The following is a 13,271-nucleotide window of genomic DNA, read 5'->3' on the forward strand; positions in this document are numbered from 1 at the left end:
TTCAGGGGGTGAAGGGCACCATTTGCCGTCGGCCGCCGGAGAGGCCCACGGACACCGCCGGCTGTTCGCCGTCTCGGATCAGCTTGAAATCACTGGTGGCGGGGCCCTGCAGCGGAACGCGCTTCAGGACATGCGGGCCGTCGCGGAACGACAGAAACACCAGGCTCTGACGATCAAAGGACGGGATCGCCAGATCGGCGGCGCCGTCGCCATTGAAATCAGCCACCGCCGCCAGGCCCTGCTGGTTGGAGCCCGCCGCATGGTTGGAGACGCCGGGAAAGCTGGCGATCTCCCGCAACGTTCCCTCGGACAGGGTGACGATTTTCAACAGGCCCAGGACGTGGGGCTGCTGGACGTAACCGATGTCAAGCCGCCCGTCGCCGTCAAAATCGGCAATGCCGGCGGGATTGAGCCAACGTTTGGGAGCCCCGGTGCCGGGCGTCTCGGCGATGATGGCAAGCCGGCCGGCGCGCTCCGCGATGACCACCAGAGAGGATCCGCTGCGCAGGGATGACCGCACCAGGACGATCTCGTCGGTGCCGTCGCCATTGAGGTCCGCAAGGCGCGGCGTGCGATCCTCGAACACCTCATCGGGCGGCAAGGTGAGCTTCACGGTGCGCCCATCCTTCAGCACCACCACAAGGCTGGCGGCCTCGTAATCGGCACCCAGGACGAAATGCGCGTAGCGCCCGGTTGGATCGGCCAGATAGGCCTGGGCGATGTTCTGATGGCCCTGGGCGGCCCGGGCGCCGGGCAAAGGCGTTGCCGGCGGTGCCGCCATGGCGATCCCGCACCCAGCCAGAAGGACAGCAAGACCGGCAGGAATGCGGAGGGCCATCATTACATTCCTTGCAATGAAGAAATTTGGAGAGAGCCATCCGGCCCCGCGAGGGTCGCTCCTTGTGCTAACACTCGCCAAGGCGCCGTGCTCTCACATCTTTGGCACCCCGCGCGGGCGGACATCCCGCTACGTTCGGGACTGTCAAGACAGTCCCGCCGCATGCTAAGACCATGCACCCTGGTCGCGGCCGGGTGATCGATTGTCCTGTCCGTGAGTTGATGCCATGTCCACAGCCAGCGTCGCCCGAGCCTCCGTCCATGCGATCACGGATCGTCTGGCGTCGCCGCCGGACATTGCGGCCTTTCTGCTGGACATGGGGAAGCGGGCGCGTATCGCCGGCCGGGCCCTGGCCTTGGCCGATGCGGCGACCAAGACGCAGGCCCTGCGCGCCGCTGCCGCGCACATCCGTGCCAGCATTCCGAAAATACTCGCGGCCAATGAAGCCGACATGACGCGCGCCCGCGCAGACAGCATGAGCGCGGCGTTCCAGGATCGCCTCGCGCTGACCGAAGCGCGCATCGAAGCCATCGCCGCCGGCATCGACATGGTGGCCGGCCTGCCCGATCCGGTGGGCGCGGTGACCGAGCGCTGGACCCGGCCCAATGGGCTGATCATGGAGCGGGTGCGCACGCCGCTGGGCGTGATCGGCGTGATCTATGAGAGCCGCCCCAATGTCACCGCCGATGCCGCCGCTCTGTGCGTGCGCGCGGGCAATGCGGTGATCCTGCGCGGCGGCTCCGACAGCCTGGGCTCGTCCGGCGCCATCCACGCCGCCTTCGTGGCCGGGCTGGTGGAGGCGGGGCTCTCGGCGGAGACGGTGCAGTTCGTGCCGTTCGCCGATCGCACGGCGGTGGGCCTGATGCTCGGCGGTCTCGACGGAAATATCGACGTCATCGTGCCGCGCGGCGGCAAGGGGCTGGTGGGCCGGGTGCAGAGCGAGGCCCGGGTGCCGGTGTTCGCCCATCTGGACGGCATCGTCCATGTCTATGTCCATGCCGCCGCTGACCTCGCCATGGCCCGCTCGGTGCTGCTGAACGCCAAGATGCGCCGCACCGGCATCTGCGGTGCCGCCGAGACGCTGCTGGTGGATCAGGCCGTGGCCGGCACCCATCTGGCGCCTTTGGTGACCATGCTGCTGGACGCCGGCTGCGAAGTGCGCGGCGATGCCGCCACCCAGGCGGTGGACGGCCGGGTCAAGCCGGCGGTCGCCGCCGACTGGGACACGGAATATGAGGATGCCATCATCTCGGTGAAGCTGGTGGCCGACGAGACCGCCGCCATCGCCCATATCGAGACCCACGGCTCGCACCACACCGATTCGATCATCACCGCCGATGCGGCCGCCGCCGAGCGGTTCTTGGCGGAAGTGGATTCGGCCATCGTGGTGCACAATGCCTCCACCCAATTCGCCGACGGCGGCGAATTCGGCTTCGGCGCCGAAATCGGCATCGCCACCGGCCGCATGCATGCGCGCGGGCCGGTGGGCGCCGAGCAACTCACCTCGTTCAAATACCGGGTCCATGGCACCGGGCAGATCCGCCCGTGAGCTGCGAACCGCGGATAGGAACGCCGATGCAGCCAGTCAGCGCGCGCGCGGCCGTCAGCATGCCCATCGTCTCCCCGGGCATGCGGATCGGCCTGTTCGGCGGCACCTTCAATCCCGCCCATGCGGCCCACCGCGCCGCCAGCCTGCTGGCGCTGAAGCGCCTGCAACTGGATCGCATCTGGTGGCTGGTGACGCCGGGCAACCCGTTGAAAGACAATTGGGATCTGCCCTCGGTGCAGGACCGGGTGACGTTCGCCCGGCGGGTGGCGCACCATCCGCTCATCGACGTGACCGGGGTCGAGGCCACGCTCGGCACCCGCTACAGCTATGAGACCGTGGCCGAACTGGTGCGCCGGCAGCCGCGGGTGCGGTTCGTGTGGATCATGGGCGCGGACAATCTGGCCCATTTCGCCCGCTGGCAGCGGTGGCGGGCGCTGGCCAATCTGGTGCCCATCGCGGTGGTGGATCGGCTGGGGGACAGCCTGTGCGCAACCTCCTCCCGCGCCGCCCAGGCGCTGGCCCCGTATCGGGTGCCGGAGCAGCAGGCCTGCGCCCTGGCGGACCTTGCCCCACCGGCCTGGACCTTCCTGCACGGGCTCAAGTCTCCCATCTCCTCCACCGAGATCCGGGCGGCCCAAAGAGCCCTTGCGGCGGGAGCGCATGGGAGCGATGCGCAGTCACCCTTGAAATTTCCTTGATTTGCCTGCATTCTGTTTTGGCGATCCCAGGGTAAGACTTCGTCCGCCCGAGGGGATCGTTCAACAGACCGAGAGGATCCGGACCCCTGTCCACGACGGCTCTCTTGGCGGCCGCAGAGACCATGGCGGCCGCACCGATCTCCCAGGCGCAGCTTGACGCCGAGGAGATTCTCACCCTCGTTCTCGCCCAACTCGATGATGACAAGTCCGAGGACATCATCAGCATCGATCTGCGTGGCAAGACGTCCATCGCCGACTATATGGTGGTTGCTTCCGGCCGCTCGCAGCGGCACGTGGGCGCTATCGCCGAGCACCTCATCGAGGCGCTGAAGGCAGCCGGCATGCGTCATGTGCGCGTGGAGGGCCAGCCAGCCTGTGACTGGGTGCTGATCGACGCGGCCGATGTGATCGTCCATGTCTTCCAGCCCGAAGTCCGCAGCTTCTACAACATCGAAAAGATGTGGTCGGGAGCCGTGCCGTCCTGACGGCACGCGGTCCGGTCCTGTCTGCCTGAGGGCCCATGCTCGACGTCGCACCGCGTGATGCAGTGCGCGTCCATGGCTGGTTTCGCGTCTCGCGCGGGCCGAGAGCTTCGGTCCTGGCGGCGAGGGGCGAGCTTTGCGCCCTCACACGGTTTGCGACCTCATGCGTTTTGCGACCTCACACGTTTTGCGCAGTCATTCAAAGCTGTCGGGCCGCACCGCGGTCCGGTCATGCGCGGCTCGCATCCGCGCCGTCGGGGTTTTGACCGTACGGCTTTGGTCCTTCGGCCTTGACCCTTCGGCTGTGGCCGAGCCGGTTTTGACCCGCCTGGCCGTGGCCGGGCACGTTTGACCGGCATGGCCCGCCGCGCCTATCCGGCCTGCGGTGGCCGGTCGCTGTGTTTCGCGCCGTGCGTGGCGCACTGTCCCGGATCTCACCCTTCATGCGCATCCTCCTGATCTGCGTTGGCCGGCTGAAGGCCGGCGCCGAGCGCGATCTGGTCTCCCGCTATCTGGATCGCGCCAAGGCCTCCGGCCGTTCGCTCGGCCTGTCCGGCTTCGAGACCGTGGAATTGAGCGAATCCGCCGCCCGGCGCCCGGAAGACCGCATGGCGGAGGAAGGCCAGGGCATTCTGGCCGCCATCCCCGGCGGTGCCACCGTCGTCGCGCTCGATCCGCGCGGAAAAAGCCTCTCCAGCGAAGATTTTTCCGCCCGCGTCCGCATCGATCGCGATCGGGGCGTGCCGGCGCTGTGCCTCATCATCGGCGGGGCGGATGGCCTGTCGGATGCCCTGCGGACCCGCGCCGACGTGCTGCTGGCATTCGGCGCCGCCACCTTCCCGCACCAATTGGTCCGGGTGATGCTGGCCGAGCAGGTCTATCGCGCCACCACCATCCTGTCCGGCCACCCCTACCATCGCGCCTGAGGCGGATTGCCGTTTCGATCCCGGCATTGGCATCCCACGCCCTGAAATGAGGGGAATAGACTGTTACCGACAAGGCCGGTCGCCGGAGCCGAAAGCGGACATGCCGAAGGGCTGTTCGGGGTGGAAGGCGGTCATTCGCTTCGATCCGGATAATAGGATTTGTAATCCTCGTAATCCGCGAAAATTTCAGAGTATTTTGGGTATGGAATGCCAAATATTGTAACTACCTGCTCACCAATGCTTTCGAAGGAGTCCTCAATCCCAACCCCGCTACAGTCGATCGGCCCATATTCATTTGAGATGGCGACCAGAGATTTTCCCCGATCACTTAAATACTTTCCTTCAACGATATTAGCGTGAGAGTCGCGATCGTAATGATCGGTTGGCTCAAACGTGCCCGTCGCTATACCCATAGGTGGATCAAGCTGCATCAGGCTTCCGGCACCTATTGGAATGCCATTGAATAAAAGGTGCACGATCATTCGTAAATCATCGCACCGTGGGCAAATGTCTGCAACGGGTCGCATGCCGCCTCCGAGCGGCGGCCGTAACCAATAGGCCTGTGTGGGATGCAAGCGTCATAGGCCGCGTGTTCGTACTCCGTGAAGCTTATCCATGGCACGGCAATGCGCTTCGGATCGGGAGCCTAAGAATCGTGCGACAGTGCGAAAATCAAAGGCGTGTCGGCCATCCGCATGCTGTAGGGCCTCTAGAAAACCGGTAGCTATTGCATCGGCATCAGAGTGATCGGCGGCGAACGCCGCCTCACATATATCGAACACGCGCTGTAGTGTTTCCTCATCCAGAGAAGTCCCTGCTAGGGCTGCGGCCAACGAGCCCGCGAGCACCGTCCGCGGAGGTTGCTCTTTCCCCCAATACAAGCATTCGGTTTCAGCCGCCGCTCGCAGGGCTGGCGAGAGGCTGGCCATATCGCGGAGTGGACCGCTGTCCATCTTTTCCCCCGTTTGCCTTCAGCTCACGGCATGAAAGCAGTCGGCTCAAATGTCTGCAACGGGCGGGTTGCGGACGTTGCGTCGCCACTCGCGCCGCCCGTGCCTCGCATGTTCTACCTAGTCGAAGTTCGTGGACCGGGAGAGCGCCTCCCACGTGGCGATCTCGGTCCGCATCAGGTCCAGCTTCTGCTCGACCACAGCGAGCGCGTCCTCGCCGAGATACAGCCGCGTGGGCGGAGCATCAGAGTCCACGAGCGTCAGCAAAGCCTGCGCGGCCTTGGCCGGATCGCCCGGCTGGCGTCCGCTCTTGGCCTGACGCGCCGCGCGGATCGGGTCCATGATCGCGTCATAGGCGGGGATGCTGCGCGGCGCACGGTCCATGGAACGTCCGGCCCAGTCGGTGCGGAACTGCCCCGGCGCCAGGGCGGTCACATGGATGCCGAGCGACTTAACCTCCTTGCCCAAGGCTTCGGAAATGCCCTCCAGCGCGAACTTGCTTCCGCAATAGTAGGCAATGCCGGGCATGGTGATGAAGCCGCCCATGGATGTGACATTGATGATGCGGCCAGAGCCGCGCGCGCGCATGCCGGGCAGCACGGCTTTGATCATCGCCACCGCGCCAAAGACATTGGCGTCGAACTGGCGGCGCAGATCGTCCATCGACGACTCTTCCACCACGCCTTCCTGACCGTAGCCGGCATTGTTGACGAGAACATCGACCGCGCCGAACCGGCGCTCCGCGTTGGGGACTTGAGCGGCCACGGCGTCGAAATCGGTAACGTCGAGCACCAGTGCGTGCGCCCGCCCCGGCGCCAGCGCCTCATGCGCCGACGCGGCTTGAGCGTTACGAACAGTCCCGATCACCACGTGGCCGGCCTGCAAAGCGGCGGCGGCGAAGGCGTTGCCCAGGCCGGAGCTGACACCGGTGATCAGAAACGTCTTGGTCGATGCGGTCATGGCAGGTCTCGCGGCCGTCAGGTGGGGATGCAAATTGTTATATCATGATATAATTTATTGACGCAAGACGCGGGGTAGACCACCTTGGCCCCATGGGTGAGATGTCCGTTCGAGAGCAAAAGCGAACACTGGCGCGTGAGGCGGTGCTCGACGCCGCCGAGCGCCTGCTGCGCGCCGATGGCGCCGCCGCCTTCTCAATGCGCGAGCTGGCGGCCGAGGCGGGCGTGAGCTTCGCTACGCCGTTCAATCAATTCGGAAGCAAGGCGGCGATCGCGCAGGCGCTGTCGGCGCGCCGCATTGATCTCATGAGCGAGCGCTTCTTCGAGACCGCGCCTCCCGGCGATACGATCAGCCGCGTGCTTGCCGCCGTATCGATCGCAGTCGCCGTCATGCTCGAGGAGCCCCAAATCAACCGGGCGATCATCCGGTCGCTCGGTTTCCCTGGCGCCAAACCGAGCGAAGTCAGCGCCCAATCACGAGCCCTGTGGGCCGCTGCATTCGGCGACGGCGACGGCATCGATCCCGACTTGGCCAAGGTCGCCGCCGAGCGTGTGCCCGAGCAACTGGCGATCGCCTTTCGCGGCTGCTTGTCGTTCTGGATCGCCGACGAGATCACCGACGCGCAGCTGCCCGAAAAGGCGCAAGCGACAGCCATCACCGTCCTGCTGGGCTTCGTTGAGTCCAACAGGCGCGCTGACTTGCTGCGGTGGTGAATCGCAAAGCAGCACGATCTTCAACGTCAGACTGAAGGTCCGCTTCCGGTCGTGGGCGCTGTACGACCTGGAGCGAAGGAGCACGCGATTCGCCCCATTGCGCCGTGCGGACGCCCGCCGCTGGCGACCGCGGTCCCTGCGCCGCGGTGCCATGGCGGACAGCGGCGCGGTCATGGTTTACATATCCTCAACTTCACGGGCTTAGATCTGTCCCATGGTTGCCCGTTCCGGCTTGATCCTCTGCGCTTTGGCGTTCTGCGCGGCACTGGCCGGCGCGGCGGGCGTGCGCGCGCAAGTGGCGCCCACGCCGGGCGCCAGCGCGCCGGTGCCCCGGCCGCGCCCGGCGCCGGTGAATACCGACGCCCTCAATGCGGACATCCGCGGCGCCGCCGAATTCCAGAGCCAGGTGCGCGCCGAACTGGAATCGGTGAAGGGCGACCGGGCCAAGTTCAACCAATTGCTGGTGGATACCACCACGCGCCTGCGGGCGGTGGAGCAGCAGATCATCGATCTGGAGAGCCGCATCTCCGGCCTGGATGCCAACGCATCCGACATCCGGGCCTCGCTGCTCAAGCGCCGGGGCGTGCTGGCGGAAGTGCTGGGCGCCCTGGTGCGCATGGGCCGCAATCCGCCGCCAGCCTTGCTCATGCGGCCGGATGATGCGCTGGACGCGGTGCGCTCGGCCATCCTCTTGGGCGCGCTGCTGCCGGAAATGCGCGTGGAGGCCGAGACCCTGGCGGCGGATCTGGCGGATCTGTCGCGGGTGCGCACCGATCTGGCCAAGGCGCGCGATACCCTTTCAAGCCTGCGAACCGCCATGGAGGAGGATCGCAAGCGCCTGTCCACCTATGTGACCGAGCGTCAGCGCCGGGTGGCGGAAGGGAATTCGGACCTTCCGGCGGAAAAAGCCCAGGCCGAAGCGGTGGCAAAAACCACCGGCGATGTGCACGATCTCGTGACAAGGCTGGAGACCGAAGTGGCGCCCGCGGCCCGTGCCGCCGCCGAAGCGGCCACCGCCGCGGCCAAGCCGCCGGAGCCCGGCAAGACCGAAGTGGCGGCGCTGGGTAATGCCGCCCGCATGGCGCCGGCGCGCCCGTTTGTCCAGGCTAAGGGCTTGCTGCCATTGCCTGTGGCCGGCGTCCGGCTGCGGGACTTCGGCGGTGCCGATGGGCTCGGCGGCACCGAGAAGGGGATGACTTTCGCCACCCGCGCCGGGGCGCAAGTGGCTGCCCCGACGGATGGCTGGGTTGTATATGCCGGCCCGTTCCGCTCCTATGGACAACTCTTGATCATCAATGCGGGCGGCGGATACCATATTTTGATGGCGGGCATGGAGCGGATCACCGTAGATCTGGGTCAGTTCGTCCTCGCGGGCGAGCCGGTGGCGGTGATGGGAAGCGTCGCCCGTGCCGGAGCGCCGGGATCGGCCTCCGGGCAGCCCCAATTGTATGTGGAATTCCGCAAAGACGGAATCTCGATCGACCCCGCTCCCTGGTGGGCGGCAACGGACAGTCAGAAGGTGCGCGGATAATGCGTCGTACGTCCCTCTTCCTCTTTGGCGTTGCCGCCGGTGCCCTGGTGGCCGTCGCCGCCGTGCAGCCGCGCCTGTTCCTCGGCACCGCTGCCGAGGCTGCCGCGTCGGACACCTACCGTCAGCTCAGCCTATTCGGTGACGTGTTCGAGCGCGTGCGCTCCGATTATGTGGAGAAGCCCGACGACGCCAAGCTGATCGAGGCGGCCATCAACGGCATGCTCACCAGCCTGGATCCGCACTCGTCCTACATGGATGCCAAGAGCTTCCGGGACATGCAGGTGCAGACCCGCGGCGAGTTCGGCGGCCTCGGCATCGAAGTGACCATGGAAGATGGCCTGGTGAAGGTCATCGCCCCCATCGACGATACCCCCGCCGCCAAGGCGGGCATCCAGGCCGGCGACATCATCACCAAGCTCGACGACGACCAGGTGCAGGGCCTGACCCTGAACCAGGCGGTGGAGAAGATGCGCGGCGCGGTGAAGGCGCCCATCAAGCTCACCATCGTCCGCAAGGGCGCGGACAAGCCGATCGAGATCACGGTGGTGCGCGACACCATCAAGATCAAGGCGGTGCGCTCGCGCATCGAGGATGGCGACATCGGCTATGTGCGCATCACCTCGTTCAACGAGCAGACCTACGACAATCTGAAAAAGGCCATTGAAGACGTCACCGCCCAGATCGGGCCGGACAAGGTCAAGGGCTACATCATCGACCTGCGCAACAATCCCGGTGGTCTGCTGGACCAGGCCATCTCGGTGTCGGACGCCTTCCTGGAGCGGGGCGAGATCGTCTCCACCCGCGGCCGCAATGCGGACGAGACCCAGCGCTTCAACGCGCGCGGTGGCGATCTGGTGAAGGGCAAGCCGATCATCGTGCTCACCAACGGCGGCTCGGCTTCGGCCTCGGAAATCGTCGCCGGCGCGTTGCAGGACCACAAGCGCGCGACCATTCTCGGCTCGCGCAGCTTCGGCAAGGGCTCGGTGCAGACCATCATCCCGCTGGGCGGCAACGGCGCGCTGCGGCTGACCACCGCGCGCTATTACACGCCCTCGGGCCGGTCCATCCAGGCCAAGGGCATCGAGCCGGACATCATCCTGGTGCAGGACATCCCGGCCGAGCAGAAGGCCAAGATTGAAGCCGCCGGTGGCGATACCACCCGAGGCGAAGCGTCCCTGCGCGGCCATCTGAAGAATGGCGACGATGAGCAGACCGGCTCGCCGTCTTATGTGCCGCCCGATCCGAAGGATGACACCCAGCTGAAGATGGCCAAGGAACTGCTGGAAGGCACGGTGAAGAACGCCGCCTTCCCGCCGAACCCCAACAAGACCACCCAGGCCAACTGATTCGGGTCCCTGGACCTGTCGTCGTTGCATCGCCTCTCAAAGGCCCCGCCGGATCCCGGCGGGGCCTTTGTCGTTGGCATGGGCCGTCGAGGTCCCGCGCCGCGGCCGGCGCCGCTGCCGAAAAGGCGGCAAATGCCGTAAATAGAGGCAAACTATCTGCTTATATTTTCGGCATATCAGTGCCGGCGGCGGCGTCATTTGGCGCCGCTGCGTCCGACGGCCTGAATTTGCATGCATAATTGGCACTTCCGACCGCGTGGCATGCGGCTTGCTGTGTCTGCCGCACTTGTTTGTGCCGGGAGACCTCCATGCTGTTTCATCGCCGTTCGATCGCCCTCGGTGGACTGGGGCTTGCCGTGGCGGCCGTCATGGGCCTTGCCCCGGTTGATGCGCGGGCGGACGGCCTTGCCGACATCCTGAAGGCCGGCGTCATCAAGGTGGCGGTGCCGCAGGATTTTCCCCCGTTCGGCTCGGTGGGGCCGGACCTGAAGCCGGTGGGCTATGACATCGACGTCGCCAACCTGATCGCCGCCAAGCTGGGCGTGAAGGCGGAGCTGGTGCCGGTGGCCTCCTCAAACCGCATTCCCTATCTCCAGACCAAGAAGGCCGATCTGGTGATCTCCAGCCTGGGCAAGAACCCGGACCGGGAGAAGGTGATCGACTTCACCGTGGCCTATGCCCCGTTCTTTAACGGCGCGTTCGGCCCCGCCGACGTGAAGGTGACCAAGCCGGAAGACCTGGCCGGCATGACCGTGGGCGTCACCCGCGGCGCCAATGAGGACATGGAACTGTCGAAAATCGCGCCGGCCACCGCCGACATCAAGCGCTATGAGGACAACAATTCCACCATCTCCGCCTTCCTGTCCGGCCAGGTGAAGGTGATCGTCACCGGCAACGTCACCGCCGCGGCGATTCTCGCCCGCAACCCGCCGCGCAAGCCGGAGGTGAAGTTCCTGATCAAGGATTCGCCCTGCTACATCGGCCTCAACAAGGACGAGCCGAAGCTGCTGGAGAAGGTCAACGCCATCCTGACCGCCGCCAAGGCCGATGGCTCGTTGAACGCCATCTCGCAGAAGTGGCTCGGCGCGCCGCTGCCCGCCGGTCTCTGAGCCTCGCGCACACGACCGGCCGGGCCTGAGCCCGGCCGGCACGGCGGCGGATCAGGGGGCGCGCCGACATGACCTATGTGTTCGATTTCGGGGCCATCGCCCCATATGTGCCGCTGTTCCTCAAGGGCATCGCCATCACGGTGGAACTCACCGTCATCGGCGGGGTGCTCGGGGTGGGGGTGGGGATTGCCTGCGCCTGGGCGCGCAGCCTCGGGCCGCGCTGGCTGCGCCCGCCGGTGGCGCTCTATGTGGAATTGATCCGCAACACCCCGTTCCTGATCCAATTGTTCTTCATCTTCTTCGGCCTGCCGTCGCTGGGCATCTCGCTGGGCGAGATGCAGGCGGCGATCCTGGCCATGGTGATCAATCTCGGCGCCTATGGCTGCGAGATCATCCGCGCCGGCATCGAAGCCACCCCCAAGGGCCAGTTCGAGGCCGGGGCGAGCCTGGCCATGACCCGGCTGCAGACCTTCTTCCATGTGGTGCTGATGCCGGCGCTGCAGCGGATCTGGCCGGCGCTGTCGTCGCAGATCGTCATCGTCATGTTCGGCTCGGCGGTGTGCTCGCAGATCGCGGTGGAGGACATCACCTTTGCCGCCAACTTCATCCAGTCCCGCACCTTCCGGGCGTTCGAGGTCTATATCATCGCCACCGTGCTCTATCTGGTGCTGGCGCTGATCCTGCGGCAGGGCATGCGCTCCCTGGCCGGCCTGCTGTTTCCGCGCCGGAGGGCCACCCGATGAGCCCGTTCACCACCTGGGACATTCTGCGCAACCTGCTGTTCGCGGCGGAATGGACCATTCTTCTGTCCCTCGTCGCCTTTGTCGGCGGCGGCGTGCTGGGCCTGCTGGTGCTGTTCGCCCGCACCGGGCGCGGCAAGTGGGGGCGCCGCGGGGCGGGGCTCTATATTGAGCTGGTGCAGGGCACGCCGCTGCTGATGCAGCTGTTCCTGTGCTTCTTCGGCCTGTCGCTGCTGGGCCTCAACGTGCCGCCGTGGCTGGCCGCCGGCCTGTCGCTGACGCTGTGGACCTCGGCCTTCCTGGCGGAGATCTGGCGCGGCTGCGTGGAGGCGATCCCGCGCGGCCAGTGGGAGGCCTCCTCGAGCCTGGCCATGACCTATGTGGAGCAGATGCGCCACGTGGTGCTGCCCCAGGCCATGCGCATCGCGGTGCCGCCCACGGTGGGCTTTTCGGTGCAGGTGGTGAAGGGCACTGCGCTCACCTCCATCATCGGCTTCGTGGAGCTGTCCAAGGCTTCCACCATGATCACCAACGCCACCTTCCAGCCGTTCGTGGTCTATGGCCTCGCGGCGCTGATCTATTTCGCTTTGTGCTGGCCGCTCTCCAAGAGCAGCCAGATCCTGGAAAGGAAGCTGAATGTCGCTCATCGCAATCACTGAGGTGCGCAAGCGTTTCGGCGACAATGAGGTGCTCAAGGGCATCACGCTGGACGTGGCCGCGGGCGAGGTCATCGCCATCATCGGCAAGAGCGGCTCCGGCAAGTCCACCCTGCTCCGCTGCATCAACGGCCTGGAGAGCATCGACGAGGGCTCGATCCTGGTGGCCGGCGCGCATCTGGCCCCGGACGATGCCCATCTGCGCGCCCTGCGGCTGAAGGTCGGGATGATCTTCCAGTCGTTCAACCTGTTTCCCCACCTGACCGCCGGGCGCAATGTGATGCTCTCGCCCATGGTGGTGAAGAAGGTGTCCGCCAAGGAGGCGGAAGCCGTCGCCCGCCAGCGCATGGAGCAGGTGGGCCTCGGCCACAAGTTCGATGCCTATCCCGACGAACTGTCCGGCGGCCAGCAGCAGCGCGTCGCCATCGCCCGCGCCCTGGCCATGCAGCCGCTGGCGCTGCTGTGCGACGAGATCACCTCGGCCCTCGATCCGGAGCTGGTCAATGAGGTGCTCCAGGTGGTGGGCAAGCTGGCGGAGGAGGGCATGACCCTGCTCATGGTCACCCATGAGATGCGCTTTGCCCGCGAGGTCTGCGACCGCGTGGTGTTCATGCACCAGGGGCGGGTGCATGAGATCGGCCCGCCGGAGCAGGTGTTCACCAATCCACAGACCCCGGAGCTGCAGCAGTTTCTGGGGATGGTGGCGCCGAGCGCCGCTTAGTCGCACGGCCGTGAGACATCGCGGACGGTCGCTGGCCCATGATTCTCTGGCC

Annotated in this window: 14 protein-coding genes; 11 read left to right on the forward strand and 3 right to left on the reverse strand. The window is 66.1% G+C overall.

What is annotated here, in order from left to right; all coding sequences use genetic code 11:
• Position 1 precedes the first annotated feature (1 nt).
• Positions 2 to 781: a VCBS repeat-containing protein gene (locus AAG816_RS24785; protein WP_341992384.1), complete on the reverse strand. Its 780-nt coding sequence runs from the start codon at positions 779 to 781 to the stop codon at positions 2 to 4.
• Positions 782 to 1,154: 373 nt separating this feature from the next.
• Between AAG816_RS24785 and AAG816_RS24790 the strand changes: the two genes are divergently transcribed.
• The 4 genes from AAG816_RS24790 to rlmH all read left to right on the forward strand — a co-directional run bounded on the left by AAG816_RS24790 (position 1,155) and on the right by rlmH (position 4,493).
• On the forward strand, positions 1,155 to 2,387 hold the full coding sequence (locus AAG816_RS24790; RefSeq protein WP_341992396.1) for a glutamate-5-semialdehyde dehydrogenase: 1,233 nt from the start codon (positions 1,155 to 1,157) through the stop codon (positions 2,385 to 2,387).
• A 59-nt stretch (positions 2,388 to 2,446) separates the two neighbouring features.
• Complete coding sequence (locus AAG816_RS24795; RefSeq protein WP_341992385.1) at positions 2,447 to 3,085, forward strand: nicotinate-nucleotide adenylyltransferase; 639 nt, start codon at positions 2,447 to 2,449, stop codon at positions 3,083 to 3,085.
• A 122-nt stretch (positions 3,086 to 3,207) separates the two neighbouring features.
• Positions 3,208 to 3,570, forward strand: coding sequence for a ribosome silencing factor (rsfS, locus tag AAG816_RS24800; protein WP_341992386.1), 363 nt, complete (start codon positions 3,208 to 3,210; stop codon positions 3,568 to 3,570).
• Between the two features lie 440 nt (positions 3,571 to 4,010).
• Positions 4,011 to 4,493 (forward strand): 23S rRNA (pseudouridine(1915)-N(3))-methyltransferase RlmH, encoded by a 483-nt coding sequence (rlmH, locus tag AAG816_RS24805; protein ID WP_341992387.1) that lies wholly within the window; start codon positions 4,011 to 4,013, stop codon positions 4,491 to 4,493.
• A 131-nt stretch (positions 4,494 to 4,624) separates the two neighbouring features.
• On the opposite strand, the gene AAG816_RS24810 is transcribed toward rlmH, so the two are convergent.
• Together AAG816_RS24810 and AAG816_RS24815 are read right to left on the reverse strand one after the other, a co-directional pair.
• Positions 4,625 to 4,975 carry a hypothetical protein gene (locus AAG816_RS24810; protein WP_341992388.1) on the reverse strand — a complete coding sequence of 117 codons (351 nt, stop codon included), beginning with the start codon at positions 4,973 to 4,975 and terminating at the stop codon, positions 4,625 to 4,627.
• A gap of 588 nt (positions 4,976 to 5,563) precedes the next feature.
• Positions 5,564 to 6,403 (reverse strand): oxidoreductase, encoded by an 840-nt coding sequence (locus AAG816_RS24815; protein ID WP_341992389.1) that lies wholly within the window; start codon positions 6,401 to 6,403, stop codon positions 5,564 to 5,566.
• A gap of 92 nt (positions 6,404 to 6,495) precedes the next feature.
• Between AAG816_RS24815 and AAG816_RS24820 the strand changes: the two genes are divergently transcribed.
• From AAG816_RS24820 to AAG816_RS24850, 7 genes are all read left to right on the forward strand, one after another.
• A complete protein-coding gene (locus AAG816_RS24820) occupies positions 6,496 to 7,116 on the forward strand; it encodes a helix-turn-helix domain-containing protein (RefSeq protein ID WP_341992390.1) in 621 nt (206 codons plus the stop codon).
• A 214-nt stretch (positions 7,117 to 7,330) separates the two neighbouring features.
• Entirely contained in the window at positions 7,331 to 8,647 is a 1,317-nt protein-coding gene (locus tag AAG816_RS24825; RefSeq protein WP_341992391.1) for a peptidoglycan DD-metalloendopeptidase family protein, read from the forward strand.
• A complete protein-coding gene (locus tag AAG816_RS24830) occupies positions 8,644 to 9,993 on the forward strand; it encodes a S41 family peptidase (RefSeq protein WP_341992397.1) in 1,350 nt (449 codons plus the stop codon). Before AAG816_RS24825 ends, AAG816_RS24830 begins: the two co-directional genes overlap by 4 nt.
• Positions 9,994 to 10,361: 368 nt before the next feature.
• Positions 10,362 to 11,102, forward strand: a complete 741-nt coding sequence (locus AAG816_RS24835) for a transporter substrate-binding domain-containing protein (RefSeq protein ID WP_341992398.1) — start codon at positions 10,362 to 10,364, stop codon at positions 11,100 to 11,102.
• Positions 11,103 to 11,170: 68 nt separating this feature from the next.
• Complete coding sequence (locus AAG816_RS24840) at positions 11,171 to 11,845, forward strand: amino acid ABC transporter permease (protein ID WP_341992392.1); 675 nt, start codon at positions 11,171 to 11,173, stop codon at positions 11,843 to 11,845.
• Positions 11,842 to 12,501 carry an amino acid ABC transporter permease gene (locus AAG816_RS24845; protein WP_341992393.1) on the forward strand — a complete coding sequence of 220 codons (660 nt, stop codon included), beginning with the start codon at positions 11,842 to 11,844 and terminating at the stop codon, positions 12,499 to 12,501. Before AAG816_RS24840 ends, AAG816_RS24845 begins: the two co-directional genes overlap by 4 nt.
• The gene (locus AAG816_RS24850; protein ID WP_341992394.1) at positions 12,479 to 13,219 is read left to right on the forward strand and encodes an amino acid ABC transporter ATP-binding protein; all 741 of its coding nucleotides are present in this window, start codon (positions 12,479 to 12,481) and stop codon (positions 13,217 to 13,219) included. Before AAG816_RS24845 ends, AAG816_RS24850 begins: the two co-directional genes overlap by 23 nt.
• The last annotated feature ends 52 nt before the right edge of the window (positions 13,220 to 13,271 follow it).

This window comes from Azorhizobium sp. AG788, assembly GCF_943371865.1.
Taxonomy (GTDB): domain Bacteria; phylum Pseudomonadota; class Alphaproteobacteria; order Rhizobiales; family Xanthobacteraceae; genus Azorhizobium.